Raw genomic sequence first — 17,631 nt, forward strand, 5'->3', positions numbered from 1 at the left:
GCTGCATCCTTCCATACCGGAAGAATGTTGTCTGCTGTCTGCAGTACATGAAAGAAACCCTTCAGGATTTCTCCCAAAGGGTCTGGTTCATAATACTGCATACTGTTTTAATGTGCAAACGGTGAAAGCTCCAGCCGGATAAAATATCCCTGGTCATGGGAACATACCGGACATTTCTTAGGCGCTTCCTTGCCCCAGTGGATATAACCGCATTTTAAGCAGATCCATCCGGTCTCCACATCTGATACAAAGAGATTCTTGTCCTCCAGAAACTGTGCGAATTTTCCGAAACGGTCTCCATGGAATTTTTCAATATCAGCGATCATATGAAAAGAATTCGCGATCTGTGTAAACCCTTCCTCTTTCGCCTTATCCCCAAAGTTCTTATACACATCATCATGCTCTTCATATTCATTGTGCTGTGCCATACGGAGAAGTTTATCCATATCCGAAGAGATATCTACCGGGTAACCGCCGTCAATCTGAATGGTCTCCCCTGCCATCTCCTTTAAATGCTGGTAAAAAATGTAGGCATGCTGGCGCTCCTGGTCAGCCGTATAGTTGAACACAGCTTCCACAACATGCAGATGTTCTTTTTTCGCCTGGGCTGCTGCAAAGGTGTAGCGGTTTCTGGCCTGACTCTCGCCTGCAAAGGCGCGCATCAGGTTCTCTTTTGTTACGCTTTCTCTAAAATCTACAGACATACAATTGCCTCCTGGAATTTATTTTCCATGTTATTTTTTCCAGAAGATGCAATTTTATACCTGAATGTTACAGCCGTATCAGATGGTATTGTACAGGGCAACCAGGATTTCCAGGATCTGTTCCCTGGTAAAACGGCTGCTGTCCAGACACAGGTCGTATCCCTTCATGCTGCCCCATTTCTCATCTGTATAGTTGTTGTAATAGTATTTTCTCTGTTTATCCACTTTTTTTATGAGCTGCTCTGCCCCTTTTTCATCCCATACGGTCCGCGCCCGGATAGTTTTGATCCTTTCCTCCATAGGCGCGTAGATAAAGACACTTCTGCAGTCCGGTTTATCCCTGAGAATGTAATTTGCGCACCGTCCTACGATCACACAGTCTTCCCTCTTTGCAGCCTCCTCAATGATCTCCGACTGCGCATTGAACAGCACATCATTGAGAGGTTCATAGTGAAACTGACGCTCCATGGCCATATTCTCATCAAAAGAGTATCTCCAGGGACTCTCCCGCTTCTCATCCACTTCCTCTAACTTCTCCTCCGGAAGGTTCTTTTTCTTGGCCGCAAGTGTGATCAAATCCTTGTCATAATACTTGATACCCAAATGTTCCGCCAGATCCTGAGCGATCTTCCTTCCGTTACTGCCAAATTCCCTGCCAAGTGCTATCACTTTACCCATAACATACCATCCTTCCCTATTCACATGGCGCCGGAGGGCTCTGTCCCTTGCAGAATCCTCCGGCTGCGTTTTCCGGTATCCGCAGGTTTCAGTCTTCCGGCTTTTCACTGACAAAAGACTGAACTCTTATCTTAATTATACTAAATTTTCGCAACTTTTACAACTTTTTTCAATGGGAATCTTCCTCCTGCGTAAGCGCGATTCCCGTCTGTGCCGGGCCATCCACACAATGCCCCATATGGTCGAACCTGGAGCCGTGGCAGGGACACTCAAAACATTTTTCATCGGGATTCCATTCTAACTGGCATCCCAGATGGGGACATTTTGCGGACACCAGATAGATTTCCCCCTCCTCATCCCTGTATGCTCCCACTTTTTCCCCGTCATACTCAACAATACCGCCGTGTCCCACAGGAAGTTCCTCCAGGTCACTTCTTCCCGGTGTGAAAATACGCCGGCTTAAATCCTTCACCGCGTGGACACTGTCCTTACAGAAATTCCCGGCAGAAGCCCTTGGGGTAAACCGCTGGGGAGAAAAGATGCCGAACACTTTCCCGTCATCTTCCTCCCCCAGGATACTCTCCGTTATCATACCGGCCGCTGCCATGGAAGAGCTCATTCCCCACTTTCCGAATCCCGTGGCAGCATACCAGTCCGGAGTCTCCGCAGAAAACCTGCCGATATAAGGAATCTGGTCCATGGGCATGCAGTCCTGGGCAGACCACTGGTACCGCACTCTGCTGCCCGGATAGAATTCTGCTGCTTTTCTTCTCAGAAGTTCGTATTTGCCCCCGGTACGATTTTCTCCGGTGCGGTGGCCTCCGCCGCCGAAGAGCAGATACTCCCCGGCACTTCTGAAAGACCATGCCTGTTCCCTGTCTACGCCCAGATACATTCCCTCCAGCTCCGGCACCTGTTCAAGCCCCACTACATAGCTGCGCTCCTGGTGCATCCGCATAAAATAATATCCGGGCATATTGAGAAAGGGGTAATGGCAGGCAAAAACTATTTTTTTCGCCCTGACACTCCCGTTCTCCGTGACCAGCCTGTCCCCCTCTGCCTGCAGCACTCTTGAGTGTTCATATACTGCCAGGTCACGGGCCGCTGCTTCCAGAAAAAGAAGGGGATGGAACCTGGCCTGGTTTTCAAACCGCACTGCGCCTGCCACCTGAAAAGGAAGTTCTGTCTCCTTGGTAAAGGAGGCTTCGATGGAAAGCCCGGCAGCACACTCAGCCTCCTCCTTAAGAAGTTCAGGTGCTTCCAGTGTGTATAAATATGCAGGACATCGGACAAAACCGCACGCGATCTGTCTGTCCTGTACAATTTTCTCATACCGGTCTATTGCCTTTTGGTTTTCCAGGCTGTACTTTTCTGCTGCTTCCCGCCCGTGTTTTGATAAAAGTTTCTGATATATCACTCCATGCTGGGAAGTGATCTTGGCTGTTGTCTTCCCCGTCTGTCCTCCGCCAATCCTGTCCGCTTCCAGCACAGCCACGTGAACTCCCTGTTCTTTGAGTAAGTATGCAGTCAGTATCCCGGCCATTCCGCCTCCCACTACAGCCACATCCACGGTGATATCCTGCATAAGCATCGGAAAATCCTGTATCTCTGTTTCATCCATCCATAAACTTTTCATGGCAACCTCCATTTTGTATATCCTTCTTCCTAGAATGCGCCTGATGCTTTCAGGATATACAAAAAACAGGGGCCGCTTTTTATGCAGTCCCTGTCTGTGTCACACTTCCTCGATCACCATCTCATCGCCTACCCGGATCTTCCCTCCGTGGATCACCCTGGTAAACACGCCCTCTCTCGGCATGATGCAGTCACCCATCTTCTTAAATATCTCACAGCCGTGGTGGCATTCCTTTCCGATCTGTGTCAGCTCCAGCACCACGTCGTTGCAGCGGAATCTTGTCCCAATGGGCAGGTTCTTAAAATCAAATCCGCTGACCACCAGATTCTCACCGAATGCGCCGTCCGCCACCTCAGCGCCCCGGTTTCTGAAATCCTCTATCTTTTCATAACTCAGAAGACTTACCTGACGGTGCCATTTTCCCGCATGCGCGTCTTTTTCAATGCCAAAATCTTCTATAAAGCTGGCCTCCTGAATGTTCTTTTTCTGTGTTCCTTTCTTTTCGCTGATACACACAGCAAGTACCTTTCCCATCTCATTCATCCTCCAATTTCTGACATCTTTTTGTTTTCCAGCCCTTCCTCCTGCGCCTCGCCAAAGCGGTGGCTTCTGGGCTTCTCAAATATGATTTTTTCAGCCACGGCTCCGATCTGCTCATCTGAACTTCCGTCTCGGAGCAGGCTGCGCATATCTGCCCCGTGTGAAAACTGCAGGCACGGTTTTAAAAATCCCTCGGACGTGAGCCTTACCCGGTTGCAGTCCCCGCAGAACTTGTGGGAAATGGCGCTGATAAATCCGATCTTCCCCTTAAAACCATCCGGCAGTATATATGTACTGGGACCGTTTCCGAATCTGCCGCTCAGGGAATCCGCTTTGCCGTAAGCTTTCTCCAGCAGATGCCGTACATGGTCCTCGGTCTCTTCGCCGCAGTATTTTCTTCCGTACCCTATGGGCATCATCTCAATAAACCGCACGTCTATGGGTCTGTCCTTCGCAAGCCCCGCAATGGGGATCCACTGGTCCTCGTTGACTCCGTGCAGAAGTACACAGTTTACCTTCACACGCACATCAGGGAACTGAAGGGCCTTATCCATTCCCTCCAATACCCGGTCAAGTCCTTTTCTCCTGGTGATCTTCTCAAACATCTCTTCTGTCAGCGCGTCAAGGCTGATATTCACTGCGTCGATTCCCGCATCCGCCAGATCCCGCATCTGTTCCCCCAGCAGGATTCCGTTGGTGGTAAGCGTCACGTTGTCGATTCCCGGTATGCTCTTTATCATTCTCACCAGCTCTGCCGCATTCTTTCTCACAAGAGGCTCCCCGCCGGTGATCTTTACCTTGCTGATGCCTTTGAGGGCTAAAATACGGCACAGTCTGGTAATTTCATCATAAGTTAGAATATCGCTGTGTTCCACCTGTTCGATACCGCCTTCCGGCATGCAGTACATGCAGCGCAGGTTACAGCGGTCCGTGATGGATATGCGGATATATTCTATATTCCGTCTGTATTGATCCAACATAATTTTATCTTCCTGTTTTTCTTAATATATCTACAGTATACCTCAAATTTACCGAAATTGCACCTATAACTTTGCCCAATTACGACATTTTACACAAAATACCAGCGGTGCATCTGCCGTCAGTAGTCCTCACAGTTCAGTCTGAAATACCCCTGGGGATAACCGCACACCGTACACCTTATTGGGGCACAGTCCCCGTAGGCCAGATGGCCGCAGTTCATGCAGATCCATACTCTGTCCATATCCTTGCAGAATACATGATTGGTCAGGATATCCTGGGTCAGCTGCTCAAAACGATAGTCATGATGCCTTTCAATCTGCGCCACCTCTCTAAAAAGCCTGGCAATTCCCTTAAAGCCCTCCTGCTCCGCTTTTTCGGCAAAAGACGCGTACATGTCTGACCATTCTCTTTTCTCATCCTCATGGGCCTTCTCCAGGTTTCTGCTGGTTTCCGGTATCTGCCCTCCGTTCAGCACATTCTGCCACAGCTCCGCATGCCGCTCCTCATTGCCTGATGTCTCCTCAAAAATGTCCGCTATGTTCATATAGCCCTCTTCCCTGGCCTGTTTTGCATAAATGCGGTATTTTCCGCTGGCCTGCAGTTCTCCTTGGTAAGCTTTTATCAGATTTCTAAAGGTTTCGCTCTCTCTTAATTCCATCTTCTCTCCGCTGTTTCCTGTTTTACAATATTCTATGTACGGCGGGTAGATTTCTTTCCTCTCACCAGGTCATAACTTTCCTCTATCATTCTGTATATCTCTTTCTCAGGTATGGAGCCGTCCAAAATCACGGAATTCCAGTGCTCTTTATTCAGATGATAGGCCGGAAGCACTGAGGTGTAGGTGCTCCGCCAGAAATCCCTCCACTGGGGGTCTGTCTTTAAATTCACCCAGATATTGCCCTCCCGCTCAAAAATCCATGCAAATACTTTTCTGCTGCTTTTCATTCGGATAACGGTCCAGTTCGGGTCATGAAACGGATAGTCCTCAAACACATCCGGCATTTTCAGACAATACGAAACTGCTTCCTCTCTGGTTCTCATATATGCCTCCTTTCTTTCAACACAGTTTCAGTATACAGGATTCCATTTATCCCGTCAAATTGTTCATTTTTCACCCATTGACAGAATTCAATTTGTGTGTTATGCTATAAAACAATTAAAAAAGCATTTTGTTAAATGCGGTGACGGGGAGGAGTACATACCCAGCCGGCTTTCAGAGAGAAGATGTCTGGTGCGAATCTTCAGCAAGGAAGTATGGAAGTAGCCCCTGAGCAGTGAGCCCAACAGAGATGTGATATCTCTCAGTAGACCTCAACGTCTCTTTCCCACGTTACAGGGAAAACAGTATCGATATTTCTCTTAGTATCCGTACTGGCAGAGCGCAGGATTTTTCCTGAAATCAGGTGGTACCACGGATGACTTATCCGCCCTGAACTGAATTCTCAGTTCAGGGCGTTTTTCATTCTGTAAAAACCATCTAACAATGAGTTAAAGGAGGATTTTGTCCATGACAGGAAATGAATTATTTGTAAAAGCACTGCAGAAAGAAGGCATTGATTATCTCTTCGCATACCCGGGCGGTTACGCCATCGACATTTTTGATGAGCTGTATAAACAGGATTCCATCCAGGTGATACTCCCCCGCCACGAGCAGGGTCTGATCCACGCCGCAGACGGCTATGCCAGAGCTACCGGACGCACAGGCGTCTGCCTGGTCACAAGCGGCCCCGGTGCCACCAATCTGGTCACCGGAATCGCCACTGCCAACTATGACAGTGTTCCCCTGGTATGCTTCACCGGCCAGGTTCCCACAAATCTCATCGGAAATGATGCCTTCCAGGAGGTAGACATTGTGGGGATCACACGCGGTATCTGCAAATACGCCGTGACCGTACGCGACCGGAACGACCTTGGCCGTATCATCAAGGAAGCCTTCTATATTGCCAATACCGGCAAAAAAGGTCCTGTCCTCATTGATCTTCCAAAAGATATCATGCTGCAGGAGGGTGACGAACACTATCCCAAGGAGGTTCACATCCGCGGCTACAAACCAAGCAGCGGCGTACACATGGGACAGTTAAAGAAAGCAGTCAACCTCTTAAAAGAAGCCAAAAAGCCCCTGTTTCTCATGGGCGGCGGTGTAAACATCGGCAGGGCCAACGAGACTGCCCTGGCCCTTGTGGAGACCACAAGAGTCCCTGTTATCACTACTATTATGGGTAAGGGCTCCATCCCCACCAGCCATGAACTCTATGTGGGCAATGTGGGAATGCACGGCTGCTATGCGGCCAACCACGCCATCAGCGAATGTGACCTGCTCTTCTCCATAGGAACCCGATTTAATGACCGAATCACAGGCAAGATCGAGGAGTTTGCCAAGAATGCCAAGATCGTGCATGTAGACATTGACACAGCCTCCATCTCCAGGAATATCCAGGTGGATATCCCCATCGTGGCAGACGCAAAGGACGCTATGGAGGCACTGTTAAAGCACGTAAAATGCTGTGAACATAAAGAATGGCTGGAGCAGATCGACGGCTGGAAGCAGGAACATCCTCTTGATATGGACCAGAACAAAGGCATCACTCCACAGAAGATCGTGCAGTGCATCAACGAACAGTTCGAGGAGGGCATCTTTGTCACGGACGTAGGTCAGCATCAGATGTGGGTCACACAGTATCTGGAAATGAACGAGAAAAAACAGCTTCTCACCTCCGGCGGCCTTGGCACCATGGGATACGGGTTCCCTGCTTCCCTGGGCGCAAAATTCGCCTATCCGGGCAAGCCTGTAGTCTGTGTCTCCGGTGACGGCGGCATGCAGATGAACATTCAGGAGATGGCTACTGCCGTATCCTACGGCCTTCCGGTCATTATCTGTATCTTCAACAACAGCTATCTGGGCATGGTGCGTCAGTGGCAGCAGCTCTTCTATGACAAGCGCTACTCCTCCACCTGTACACGCCGCAGAAAGACCTGCAGCGCCAACTGCAAGGGCCCGTCAAAGGACTGCCCGGAATACACCCCCAACTTCGTAAAACTGGCGGAGAGCTATGGCGCGTATGGCATGCGCGTGGAGAAAGAGGAAGATATGGCCCGGGCCTTCCAGTTTGCAAAGGGCAATACGGATGCCCCCACGATTCTGGAATTTATCATTGACAGTGATGAGCTGGTACTGCCTATGGTACAGGGCGGAAAACCGCTGCATAACATGATTTTGGACTGCTAGGAGGAGAAGAATATGAAGAAAAGATGGATTTCCTTATATGTAGAAAATGAAGTAGGTGTGCTGGCAAAGATCGCAGGCCTGTTCTCCGGAAAATCATACAACCTCACAAGCCTCACCGTGGGCACCACAGAGGATCCCACCATGTCACGGATGACCATCAGCGTGGAGAGCGATGATGCCACCTTTGAACAGATCAAAAAGCAGTTAAACCGCTGTGTGGAGGTCATCGAGGTCATTGACTTCACCAATTCCCGCATCCACAGGAAAGAAGTTCTGTACATTAAGATCAAGGACTGCGACGAGGCTGTGAAGACGGAGATCTTCCGCATTGCAACTATTTTCCATCTGGCTGTCGTAGACTACGGCAAAACAGAGATGCTGCTGGAGAGCCTTCAGACAGAAAAACGGAATGATGAGATCATTTCCTATTTCTCCAGCTACTTTAAGAATATTGAGGTGGTACGCGGAGGAAGTGTTGCCATCAAAGGTGTCAGCATCCAGGATAAATAAAAACAGAAAAAAGTGGAGCCATGCCCATCACAGCATGACTCCGCTTTTTCTATTGACCGGTACTACTGCCGGTCCTCTCCTGCCTCTTTTTTCAGATCCGTAATATCATGGCAGGTGAGCAGAACTGCCTGCTCCCCCTTCCACTCAATAAAGCATGCGTCCGCTGATGTCCACACCTGAAGAAAGGGATTGTAAACCTGCCGGACGCAGCGGGGATGCGCGCTGTCCAGCGCTTTTGCAGGACAGAAATCACAGGGCGTATCCCGGCGGAAGAAGGCTTTATGGCAGGTAACCCCCGGCTTTGCCTCAGGCACCCATATTTTCGTCTTCCGGTTAATATACAGCATTTCTTTTGTCTCCGGATGTACCACATAGATCCAGGAACTCTGATTGTCAAGGATTGCTTCCAGGGATGCCGCGTTCTGCACCGCATTGTCCTGGGCCCGGAGTTTCAGGAGAAAGGTACTCAATATCTGCGCGATGAATACCAGTGTATTTACCTGTTCCTGGGTCCAGTAACGGTTGACACGGCACTCGTCAAAGCCCACAAATCCCTTGAACTTCCCTTTGTCGTAAATGGCGCACTGCAGCATGGACTTGATTCCCTGGGGCTCCAGTATCTCCCGCTGCTGCGGTGTCAGTGCATCTATGTCACGGCAGTAAAATACACCGCTCTCGTTGAAATTGCTCTGGTATCCGCCCTCCAGATCATCTGCATAGGGCACATGCTGAAGATTTCCAATCTCCGGCCACACACCCTCGTTGCACCATTCATATGTATTCTTACAGTAGTCCGGGTCCTCCTCATTCTCAAAGATGTAGACACGGCTCACGTCAAACTGGCGCCCGATCACCTCCAGTATGGCATTGACTGCTGTATCCGGATTGGAGGATTTATAAAGTATCCGGAACACATACTCAAACAGGCGGAGCTCCACATTGCCCTCTGTCTCCTCATCCGAATCTATCCTGGTATTGGCCGCACTGCAGGGCTTCTGAGGGAACTCATCTGAAAAAAGCTTTGCATCCGCTATGCAGTATCCATTCTTTCCCCGGTTCTTAGCACGGTACAGTGCCTGGTCTGCCCGTTTAAAAAGTTCATTGTAGGACTGGCCGCAGTCCGGGAAGACAGCTATGCCGATGCTGCAGGACAGCTCCACATCTGTCAGCTCCTGTACTGCCATCTCACCTATGGCTTTCATGATCTGGGCTGCTTTCTGCTCAGCCAGGGAGACATCCGGTATCTGTCCGAGAAACACTAAAAATTCATCTCCCCCTACACGGCCTACAATATCCTCACTGCGGAACTGCTTCTGGATCGTGTGCGCAACCTCCGCCAGAAGGGCATCCCCGAAGAGATGTCCCATGGTGTCATTCATATGCTTGAAGTTGTCCAGGTCAATGATCATAAGTGCAGACTTCCTCTCGGGTCCGCTGCCTTCCAGAACCGCCTGGATATATTCCTGGCTGGTCCCCTTATTATACAGCTTTGTCAGCATATCGCGCTGGGCGCGCTCCATAAGATTCTGTGCCTTTCTCTTTTCGGCATCAATATCCAGAATGGCGCCCACAGCCCGCACCACGCGCCCTGACTTGTCCGCCAGCCCCGTGATCCGGATACGGCACCAGACAGGCTTATGCTTATCGCTTACGATACGGATTTCCTCCTCTGCGTAATGCTCTCCGCTGCGGATGCGCATCAGCAGCTTGGAAAAAAGAATCTGGTCCTCCTTCAGGATGTATGGTGCCTTCCAGAAAAGGCGGCTGACATGCTGTGTGACCGGAGGACAGCCGAATTTTTTCTCCCAGTTCCCTGTAAAGGTCATGGTGTCTGCCTGGATATCCCACTCAAAAAGAATATCTGTGGTCTGGTCCATGATGATCTGGTGCCGTTCCAGAGAAATGCGCAGCTTCTCTTCCAGCTCCTTACTCCGTGTCACATCCACCAGCACACAGCAGAAATAACCCGCGCCCTCTTCGTCGCGGACCAGATGACCCTTATCCAGAACCCATATGGTACGTCCGTCCCCGCGGGTCATCCGGTATTCCAGCTCCTTGTCCGGTCCAAGGGAAATCTGCCTCTGCACTTCCTCCAAAGTGCGCAGGCGGTCTCTGTAATCTATCATTTCCCAGAAACTGTTCCGGAATTTATCACTTATCTCCTGCCGTGTATATCCCAGCATGGACAAAAATCCTTTATTCATCTGCAGAAGCGTCAGCCTTTCATCAAAACGGCAGGAAAACATTCCCCCCGGAATATTATCGCTCAGTATCTGCAGGTCACGGCCGCCGACTTCTTCCGGCAGCGGCATTTTGTGCTCTTCGCTCTTCATATTGTCATATGGCTCCTATTTGTTATCCTCTGTATCCGGCTATGATTGGAAAACAGAGTTAACCACGTTCATTTTCTATCATTCTAACAAATGCCCTGTAGTTATGCAAGGAACAAAAAGAGGAAAAGCTTTATTTTTACATCCATCCGTTGACCCAGGCTATAGGGCACACCACAGCGGAGGCCAAAACACAGACCGCTCCCAGAATTAAAAACGGTACCCCGATAAAAGTGCAGAACAGCGCTATGCACGGATGTCTCCGTGCAAAACGGGCTGCTGTTGTGTCAAACCGATATTCTGCTCTTCGGATCGTCTCCCTGATATATTTCATAACTGTCCCTCCTATGGCATTTATCCTACCACCCGCCGTATTAAAACGGTAAAAGTGATATACAGATGAAATAAAAATGCCATAAAAGAGTTCTCTGCAAAACGGCTTTGATGTCCGGAAACCTTTATTCCAACCCTTCTTTCACATATTCAATATATCTCCTGCTGCACCCCCCAAGCTCCCTGCCGGCACGTTTAATATATCCGCAGCACACTTTCACCCTGCAGTCCTCCAGCTCGATTCTGTGTATCCTGCTGTCTCTGTGCAGTCTGGAGTCCATCAGACAACTGATATTCCCCAAATCTGTTTTCAGCAGAAGCTGGGTCATGGCATGGTCACTGCACACCTCCACCCCTCTGTAGAAAAACTGGGAATCCACCAGCTTTTCCTTCAGATTGCCGGGATGCTGAAACAGGGGAATCCCCTCTTCCAGGTTCTGGACAAAGCGTATCTTCTGCAGTTCCGCTTTTGTTACACTTTTCCTGTCATAATAGGGATTGCCGGGGCCTGCGAACAATACAAGCCTTGTCTCCTTTAACATATGGAATTCCAGATGCCTCTGCTCCAGCATACGGTCAACCGCATTTTTCTGAAATTCCGAGACAAAGACGAATCCCAGTTCTGCACGGCGGTGTGTCACCTGATGCAGCACCATTTCCAGGGTACCTTCCAGATATCTGGCCTGCAGGTTCTGTTCCCGCCTGTAAAATTCCGCAAACAGACCGGCCAGAAGGTTGCTTGGCATGGAGGAAAGACAGAACACTTCTGACTTAACGCTTGTCTGCACCTGCTGGATCACCTGCATGTCTTTTAAAATCCTGCGCGCCTGTTCATAGACCAGTTCCCCCTCCACGGTCATCTCCACACCCTTCTTACTCCGCCTAAGAAGACGGACCCCCAGGCTTTTCTCCATCTTGCCGATCGTCATGCTCACATGCGGCTGTGTTGTATAGAGCATCTCCGCCGCCTTGCTGATCGAACCGGTATCCACGCTCACCACAAAATACTGCAGTTGTTTCATCTCCATTCCTGAACCCCCGTCTTCTCTCTTGTCTGATAAGAAATATCTGCTTTCTTTTATCCAAAGCGGTGGCAGGCTGCCTGGTGACCCGGCCTGATTTCCCGAAGCTTTGGCTTCTCTGTTCTGCACCTGCTGCCGCAGAAACTGCATCTGCTCTGAAACGGACATCCCTCCAAAACGTCAAGTGGACTTGGGACCTCCCCTTCAATGCTCCTGATCTCACAGTTCTGCTCCATATGTATGGAAAACAGCGAGCCCAGCAGCGCCTGCGTATAGGGATGCACTGCCCTGGTCCGCACTGCCTCCCCCGGTATCACTTCCACAATATGCCCCAGGTACATCACAGCGATCTGATGGGCAAATGCCTGTATCAGCGCAATATCATGACAGATAAATACAATACTGATATCCTTCTCCTTCTGGAGCTTTACCAGAAGTTCGATGATCGTCTTCTGTATGGATACGTCAAGAGCCGATGTGGCCTCGTCGCACACCAGCACCTCAGGCTCCAGGGAAAGTGCTCTGGCTATCCCCACCCTCTGCCGCTGCCCCCCGCTCATACTGTGGGGATATCTGTATAAAAAGTCCTCGGAGAGCTCCACCATCCCAAGCAGCTCCTTTGCCTTCTCCTCTTTCTCACTCTTCTTCAGCCGTTTAAAATTCATGAGCGGCTCTGTCAGGATATCTATGATCTTCATCTTGGGATTAAAAGAAGCCAGCGGGTCCTGAAACACCATCTGCATGTTCTGGCGGTTCAGCCGTTTTTCCTTTTCCGGCAGATGTACAATGTCCCTGCCGTGGCAGAGGATCTCACCGCTGGTAGGGGCGTCCATCTGGATCAGCATCCGCACAAGGGTGGATTTTCCGCAGCCGCTCTCCCCCACAATCCCCAGGGTCTTTCCTTTGTACACATTCAGACTGATGTCACTGCAGGCAGTCAGTACCTTTTTTCCCGGCGCGGAAAACTGCTTTACAATATGGTTTGCCTTTAACACAACATCCGATTCATGAAACAAAACGTTCACCCTCCATTTCCGGAACAGCCTGCAAAAGACTTTTGGTATAATCACTGACCGGATGATTCATCACCTCATCCCGGGTACCCTGATCCACCACTTTGCCGTTCTGCATGACAACCAGTTTATCCGCCATATAGGCAGCTACGCCAAGGTTATGTGTCACGATAATAATCCCTGTCTCGTATCTGTCTCTCAGCTCCATCATCTGCCGCACGATCTGCGCCTGTGTGGTCACATCCAAAGCGCTGGTGGGCTCGTCAGCCAACAGAAGCTGAGGCTGAAATGTCATGGCCATGGCGATTCCCACTCTCTGGCGCATACCGCCGCTCAACTGGTGGGGATAGCTCTTCATAATGTTTTCCGCGTCGGCCAGACGCATCTTCTTCAGCATTTCTGCAGCCTTGTTCCAGGCCTGCGGTCTGGTAACTCTGCTGTGGGTACAGATATACTCCACATACTGTTTTCCGATCTTCCGAATGGGGTTGAGGGTTCCGCCGCAGTCCTGGAAGATCATGGACATTCTGGTTCCTCTCAGATTTCGCCACTCCTCCCCGGATTTCTGTGTGAGTGCCTCCCCCTGGAAATATATCTCACCGGCGCTTATATATCCCGAACCGGGGAGCGCTCCCAGCACTGCCCGGATCACCGTTGTCTTGCCGCTGCCGCTCTCACCTACTATGCTGACAATCTCGCCTTTTTTCATGGAAAGCTGAAAACTCTCCACTGTGGGCTCCTGCTTTCCGTAACGGACTGTCAAATCCTTGATCTCAAGCATATCCTCTCCTCTATTCAGCCAGGGAAATGTCCTTGGTCAGCCAATAATAATCCATGGGATACATCTTCACCCCTGTCACACTTTTTGATGAAAACAGATAGGTGGTCTCATAGCCGAAGAACACCGTTGCCGCGTCATCCATGATGAGCTGCTGTATCTGCATGATCAGATTCTTTCTTGTATCCTCATTAAATTCTGTGACAAGCTGGTCCAGAAGCTCATCCACCTGCGGATTGCTGTATCCCATCTGGTTGGAGGATGAGGTGCTGTACCAGTTCTCACGGAGATATTTTTCCGGGTCACCGGTGTTTGCCACCAGGACATTCCAGATGAGCATGTCAAATTCTCCGGAATCTCTCATGTCAAGCAGAGTCTCATAGCTGACTGTATTCAATTTTACATTGATTCCCATATCCTTCAGGCTCGCCTGTGCTGCCTGCGCGTAGACATTGAGCTCCTCGCGGCTTGTATATATGACAAAATTCAGCTCCAGTTTTTCTCCGGAAGGTGTCTCCACAAATCCATCCCCGTCTGTATCCTTGTAACCTGCTTCCTCCAGAAGCGCTTTCGCGCCGTCCGGGTCATATGCGTTTTCATCCTTCAGCTCATCGAAGCCAAAATCAAGTGTGGGGGGAACCGGAGCTTTTCCCGCTGTGGCTCCGCCTTCCAGCAGGGTATCACAGTAAGTTTCCTTATCCAGCCCTCTGATGACCGCCTGGCGCAGTGCTTTATCACCAAGCACGCCATTCTGGTTCATAAAGGCATAGGTGGACCGCAGGGACTCTAACTGCTGTATATTATATTCCCCGCTGTCCTCAAAATCTGCCAGATTCTCCGTCTTCAGATTGTACGCGATCTGCACTTCATCTGTCTGCAGGGCCATGGAACGCGTTGTCTGGTCATCTATGCACTTAAGCGTCACCTTGTCAAGAGGCACTTCCCCATCCCAGTAATATTCGTTGCGGACTACAACGCAGGAATCTGTGGGGCTGAAAGATTCCACTGCGTAAGGTCCGGTACAGATGGGACCTTCCATGGCAAAGGCGTCCGTATCCGCCTGGGTATCCACAATGAGGAACAGCGGGTCTGCCAGACTTCCCGGCAGGATGGCCACCGGCTCTTTTGTCTTGATAAGCAGGTTCTGTCCGTCCACCTCCATGGATGCAGGCTCAAAGAAGGAGACTGCCCTGTCGCTGAGCTCAAAGGTACGTTCCAAGGATGCTTTCACAAGCTCTGGTGTCATGTCATCCCCATTAGAGAACTTGACTCCCTCACGAATCTTAAACGTCCAGGTGAGCTGGTCCTCGCTGATCTTCCAACTCTCTGCCAGGCAGGGCACGATCTCGCCGTTTTCATCAAAACGCACCAGCGTCTCCCCGACTCCGTATCTGGACACCACCCAGCTGAAATACTGCTCTGTAGGCTCCAGAGTATCCGCAAAGCTTGTAACGCCTATGGTGATCTCACCGCCGTCTCCGCCTGTTTTATCTAAGGCGGAGTTCTCCCCGGAAGCTGCCGTATCCTCTGTATCCGCCTTTTCCCCGGCGCTTTTTCCGCAGCCTGCCAGCAATCCCGCTGCAAGACTTCCCGCCAGCAGGGCACACATGATTTTTCTGTAAAATTGATCCATATCTCTTTTCTCCTTCTGTTTTACTCTTGTTTTGGGTCCAGGATATCCCGGATACTGTCGCCCAGCATATTGAAGACGACCACAACGACTACAATGGCAATGCCGGGATAGATCATCAGCCAGGGGGCTTTGGATATGTAGGTTCTGCCCTCATTGAGCATCAGCCCCCATTCCGGGGTGGGCGCCTGCGCCCCGAATCCCAAAAAGGACAGGGATGCCAACTCCAGCATCATGGTCCCAATATCTGTGGCTGCTGTCACCACCATGGTTGTGATCATGTTGGGGATCACATATTTCATAATTATGCTGCCCCTTTTCGTTCCTGTTACAACAGCCGCCTCAATATACAGGTTCTGTTTGATCTTCAGGACCATACTGCGGGCAAGTCTGGCATATTTTGTCCAGCTCACAGCCGAGATGGCAATAACGGCATTTACCATATTGGGCCCCAGAAGACCTGCTATGGCGATTGCCAGCACCAGACCGGGAAAGGAGATCATCATATCCGCAATCCGCATGATCACAGCGTCCACAGCTCCGCCAAAATATCCCGCCAGAATTCCAAGAGCAGTCCCCACCACAAAGATGACCGCCACCAGACACAGCGTCATGGTCAGGGATGACCTGGTTCCGTATATAACTCTGGAGAGCACGTCCCTCCCCAGCTTGTCAGTTCCCCAGACATAAGTGCTCCCCGGCTCCTTTAGAGAATCACTCATCACAGCATCATAGGGGTCCCGCGGAGCGATCCAGGGTGCAAAGACAGCTATTGCCGCAATTGCCAGGGCCAGAAGAAGAAAGACGGTAAACTGTTTGTTGTTCTTCAAAAATCTTAATACCTTCAAATCACCGCTCCTCCTTTAATCTGGGATCCAGACGGGTATAGGAAAGGTCAACCAGCAGATTGATTCCCATGTAGAGCAGTGCGATCCACAGCACATAGCCCTGTACCAGGGGATAATCCCTGCAGGAAATGGCTTTTACCGCCATACTGCCCATGCCCGGCCAGTTGTAAATGATCTCCACCACTGCGGTTCCTCCCAGAAGACTTCCCAGGGAAAGACCCAGCAGGGTCACCAGCGGCAGCATGGCATTTGGCAGCACATGCTTCCACAGAATTGTTCGCTCCCTGATTCCCCGCATGCGGGCACCCGTCACATAATCCTGGTTCAGTTCCTCCAGAACAGCTATCCTCACCTGTCTTGTGTATTTTGCGGACATGGCAATAGCCAAAGTCACGGCGGGAAGGATCAGGGATTTGAAATCCGTGCTTCCCCCGGAAACGGTTACCCACCGCAGCGTCACACCGAATATACTCAGAAGGATCAGTCCGATCCAGAAATTCGGAACCGATACTCCAAGGAAGGTCAGCGCCCGCACCAGATAATCCACCCATTTATTCCGGTAGACTGCTGATAAGATTCCCAGCGGAACGGATATCAGCACCATGATGACCAGAGAAGCCAGCGCCAGTTCCAGCGTGGGCCGGAAACAGGATACCAGTTTGTCCACCACGGGAACCTTCATAGAATAAGAAGTTCCCATATCTCCGGTCATCACTCCCTTCAGCCAGGTTCCGTACTGCACCAGAAACGGTTTGTCGAGTCCCAGTTCAGCCCTTGTCTTTTCCAGAAGTTCTGGCGTGGGCACATTGCCGCACTCTGTTAACATGATCTCCGCCGGATCCCCCGGCGACAGATAGGTGAGTCCAAATGTAAAAAAACTGATCCCCATCAGTACGATCACAATCTGGACCAGCCTTCTGCCTGTGTTTTTCTTGTTCAACCTTTTCACCTCCATTGTTATTAACAGCTCTGAGATATCTGCGGTCCGCATCGCTGCCGGATGCAGTCGCGTTCCTTCTGCGCATCAAAAAAGGACAGCCCGATACACAGACTGTCCCTAACTCTCAAAATTTACCTAAAAATGCAGAATCCTGCCCTTATTTCAAGAGTTCCCATCAGCCGTGCGAAACATCTTAAAGATATAAGCAGTTCTCCTGACTTCAGTTCAGCGCACCCGGATACCTTCCCGGACTTCTGTCCAGTGGCATAACATCTGAGCGCTCCCTGTCACAGTGGCGGGACCGTACCGGACTTGCACCGGTTTCTCTTTTCATGCTGCAATAGCAACTTATATCCTGTATGATCAATCTCTAAGTCTTTATTATACTTGAATATTTATGGATTGCAACTTTTTATACATCACAATTTGTTATAGATAAAAATTTCCCATCCATTATCTATC

General features: G+C 50.2%; 17 protein-coding genes, 1 riboswitch and 1 other annotated feature. Of the genes, 2 read left to right on the plus strand and 15 right to left on the minus strand.

All coding sequences use genetic code 11. From position 1 onward, the window contains the following. Window positions 1-107 precede the first annotated feature (107 nt). The 7 genes from rbr to LC508_RS11040 all read right to left on the minus strand — a co-directional run bounded on the left by rbr (window position 108) and on the right by LC508_RS11040 (window position 5,580). The gene (rbr, locus tag LC508_RS11010; protein ID WP_054353691.1) at window positions 108-704 is read right to left on the minus strand and encodes a rubrerythrin; all 597 of its coding nucleotides are present in this window, start codon (window positions 702-704) and stop codon (window positions 108-110) included. A 78-nt stretch (window positions 705-782) separates the two neighbouring features. Continuing rightward, window positions 783-1,382 carry a cytidylate kinase-like family protein gene (locus LC508_RS11015; protein ID WP_033144023.1) on the minus strand — a complete coding sequence of 200 codons (600 nt, stop codon included), beginning with the start codon at window positions 1,380-1,382 and terminating at the stop codon, window positions 783-785. A gap of 169 nt (window positions 1,383-1,551) precedes the next feature. Beyond that, window positions 1,552-3,018, minus strand: a complete 1,467-nt coding sequence (locus tag LC508_RS11020) for an FAD-dependent oxidoreductase (RefSeq protein WP_103732025.1) — start codon at window positions 3,016-3,018, stop codon at window positions 1,552-1,554. Between the two features lie 99 nt (window positions 3,019-3,117). Then, window positions 3,118-3,552, minus strand: coding sequence for an MOSC domain-containing protein (locus LC508_RS11025; protein ID WP_033144025.1), 435 nt, complete (start codon window positions 3,550-3,552; stop codon window positions 3,118-3,120). 5 nt (window positions 3,553-3,557) lie between these two features. Then, the gene (gene moaA, locus LC508_RS11030; protein WP_054353690.1) at window positions 3,558-4,538 is read right to left on the minus strand and encodes a GTP 3',8-cyclase MoaA; all 981 of its coding nucleotides are present in this window, start codon (window positions 4,536-4,538) and stop codon (window positions 3,558-3,560) included. A gap of 119 nt (window positions 4,539-4,657) precedes the next feature. Next, a complete protein-coding gene (locus LC508_RS11035; RefSeq protein ID WP_033144019.1) occupies window positions 4,658-5,197 on the minus strand; it encodes a rubrerythrin family protein in 540 nt (179 codons plus the stop codon). Between the two features lie 32 nt (window positions 5,198-5,229). Then, window positions 5,230-5,580 (minus strand): MmcQ/YjbR family DNA-binding protein, encoded by a 351-nt coding sequence (locus tag LC508_RS11040; RefSeq protein WP_033144020.1) that lies wholly within the window; start codon window positions 5,578-5,580, stop codon window positions 5,230-5,232. Between the two features lie 131 nt (window positions 5,581-5,711). Continuing rightward, window positions 5,712-5,974 (plus strand) — a binding site (T-box leader). Between the two features lie 72 nt (window positions 5,975-6,046). On the opposite strand from LC508_RS11040, the gene ilvB reads away from it, so the two are divergent. Continuing rightward, complete coding sequence (gene ilvB, locus LC508_RS11045) at window positions 6,047-7,765, plus strand: biosynthetic-type acetolactate synthase large subunit (RefSeq protein ID WP_330425239.1); 1,719 nt, start codon at window positions 6,047-6,049, stop codon at window positions 7,763-7,765. A gap of 12 nt (window positions 7,766-7,777) precedes the next feature. Beyond that, window positions 7,778-8,275 carry an acetolactate synthase small subunit gene (ilvN, locus tag LC508_RS11050; protein ID WP_033143634.1) on the plus strand — a complete coding sequence of 166 codons (498 nt, stop codon included), beginning with the start codon at window positions 7,778-7,780 and terminating at the stop codon, window positions 8,273-8,275. Window positions 8,276-8,337: 62 nt separating this feature from the next. Here the strand turns inward: ilvN and LC508_RS11055 are convergent, their stop codons facing one another. From LC508_RS11055 to nikB, 8 genes are all read right to left on the minus strand, one after another. Continuing rightward, on the minus strand, window positions 8,338-10,608 hold the full coding sequence (locus LC508_RS11055; protein WP_103732023.1) for a sensor domain-containing diguanylate cyclase: 2,271 nt from the start codon (window positions 10,606-10,608) through the stop codon (window positions 8,338-8,340). 136 nt (window positions 10,609-10,744) lie between these two features. Beyond that, entirely contained in the window at window positions 10,745-10,939 is a 195-nt protein-coding gene (locus tag LC508_RS11060; protein WP_054353684.1) for a hypothetical protein, read from the minus strand. Window positions 10,940-11,063: 124 nt separating this feature from the next. Then, window positions 11,064-11,966, minus strand: a complete 903-nt coding sequence (locus LC508_RS11065; protein ID WP_158587346.1) for a LysR family transcriptional regulator — start codon at window positions 11,964-11,966, stop codon at window positions 11,064-11,066. Window positions 11,967-12,016: 50 nt separating this feature from the next. Further along, window positions 12,017-12,976: an oligopeptide/dipeptide ABC transporter ATP-binding protein gene (locus LC508_RS11070; RefSeq protein ID WP_033143637.1), complete on the minus strand. Its 960-nt coding sequence runs from the start codon at window positions 12,974-12,976 to the stop codon at window positions 12,017-12,019. Then, window positions 12,966-13,754: an ABC transporter ATP-binding protein gene (locus LC508_RS11075; protein ID WP_054353681.1), complete on the minus strand. Its 789-nt coding sequence runs from the start codon at window positions 13,752-13,754 to the stop codon at window positions 12,966-12,968. The genes LC508_RS11070 and LC508_RS11075 overlap by 11 nt, the downstream gene beginning before the upstream one ends. A gap of 10 nt (window positions 13,755-13,764) precedes the next feature. Next, a complete protein-coding gene (locus tag LC508_RS11080) occupies window positions 13,765-15,384 on the minus strand; it encodes an ABC transporter substrate-binding protein (protein ID WP_225305363.1) in 1,620 nt (539 codons plus the stop codon). 20 nt (window positions 15,385-15,404) lie between these two features. After that, on the minus strand, window positions 15,405-16,229 hold the full coding sequence (gene nikC, locus LC508_RS11085) for a nickel transporter permease (RefSeq protein ID WP_103732908.1): 825 nt from the start codon (window positions 16,227-16,229) through the stop codon (window positions 15,405-15,407). Window position 16,230: 1 nt separating this feature from the next. After that, window positions 16,231-17,178, minus strand: coding sequence for a nickel ABC transporter permease (gene nikB, locus LC508_RS11090; protein ID WP_334298378.1), 948 nt, complete (start codon window positions 17,176-17,178; stop codon window positions 16,231-16,233). Window positions 17,179-17,356: 178 nt separating this feature from the next. Then, window positions 17,357-17,536: riboswitch (cobalamin riboswitch) on the minus strand. Between the last annotated feature and the right edge of the window lie 95 nt (window positions 17,537-17,631).

The sequence above is a fragment of the Blautia parvula genome, assembly GCF_020215665.1.
Taxonomy (GTDB): Bacteria; Bacillota; Clostridia; order Lachnospirales; family Lachnospiraceae; genus Blautia; species Blautia celeris.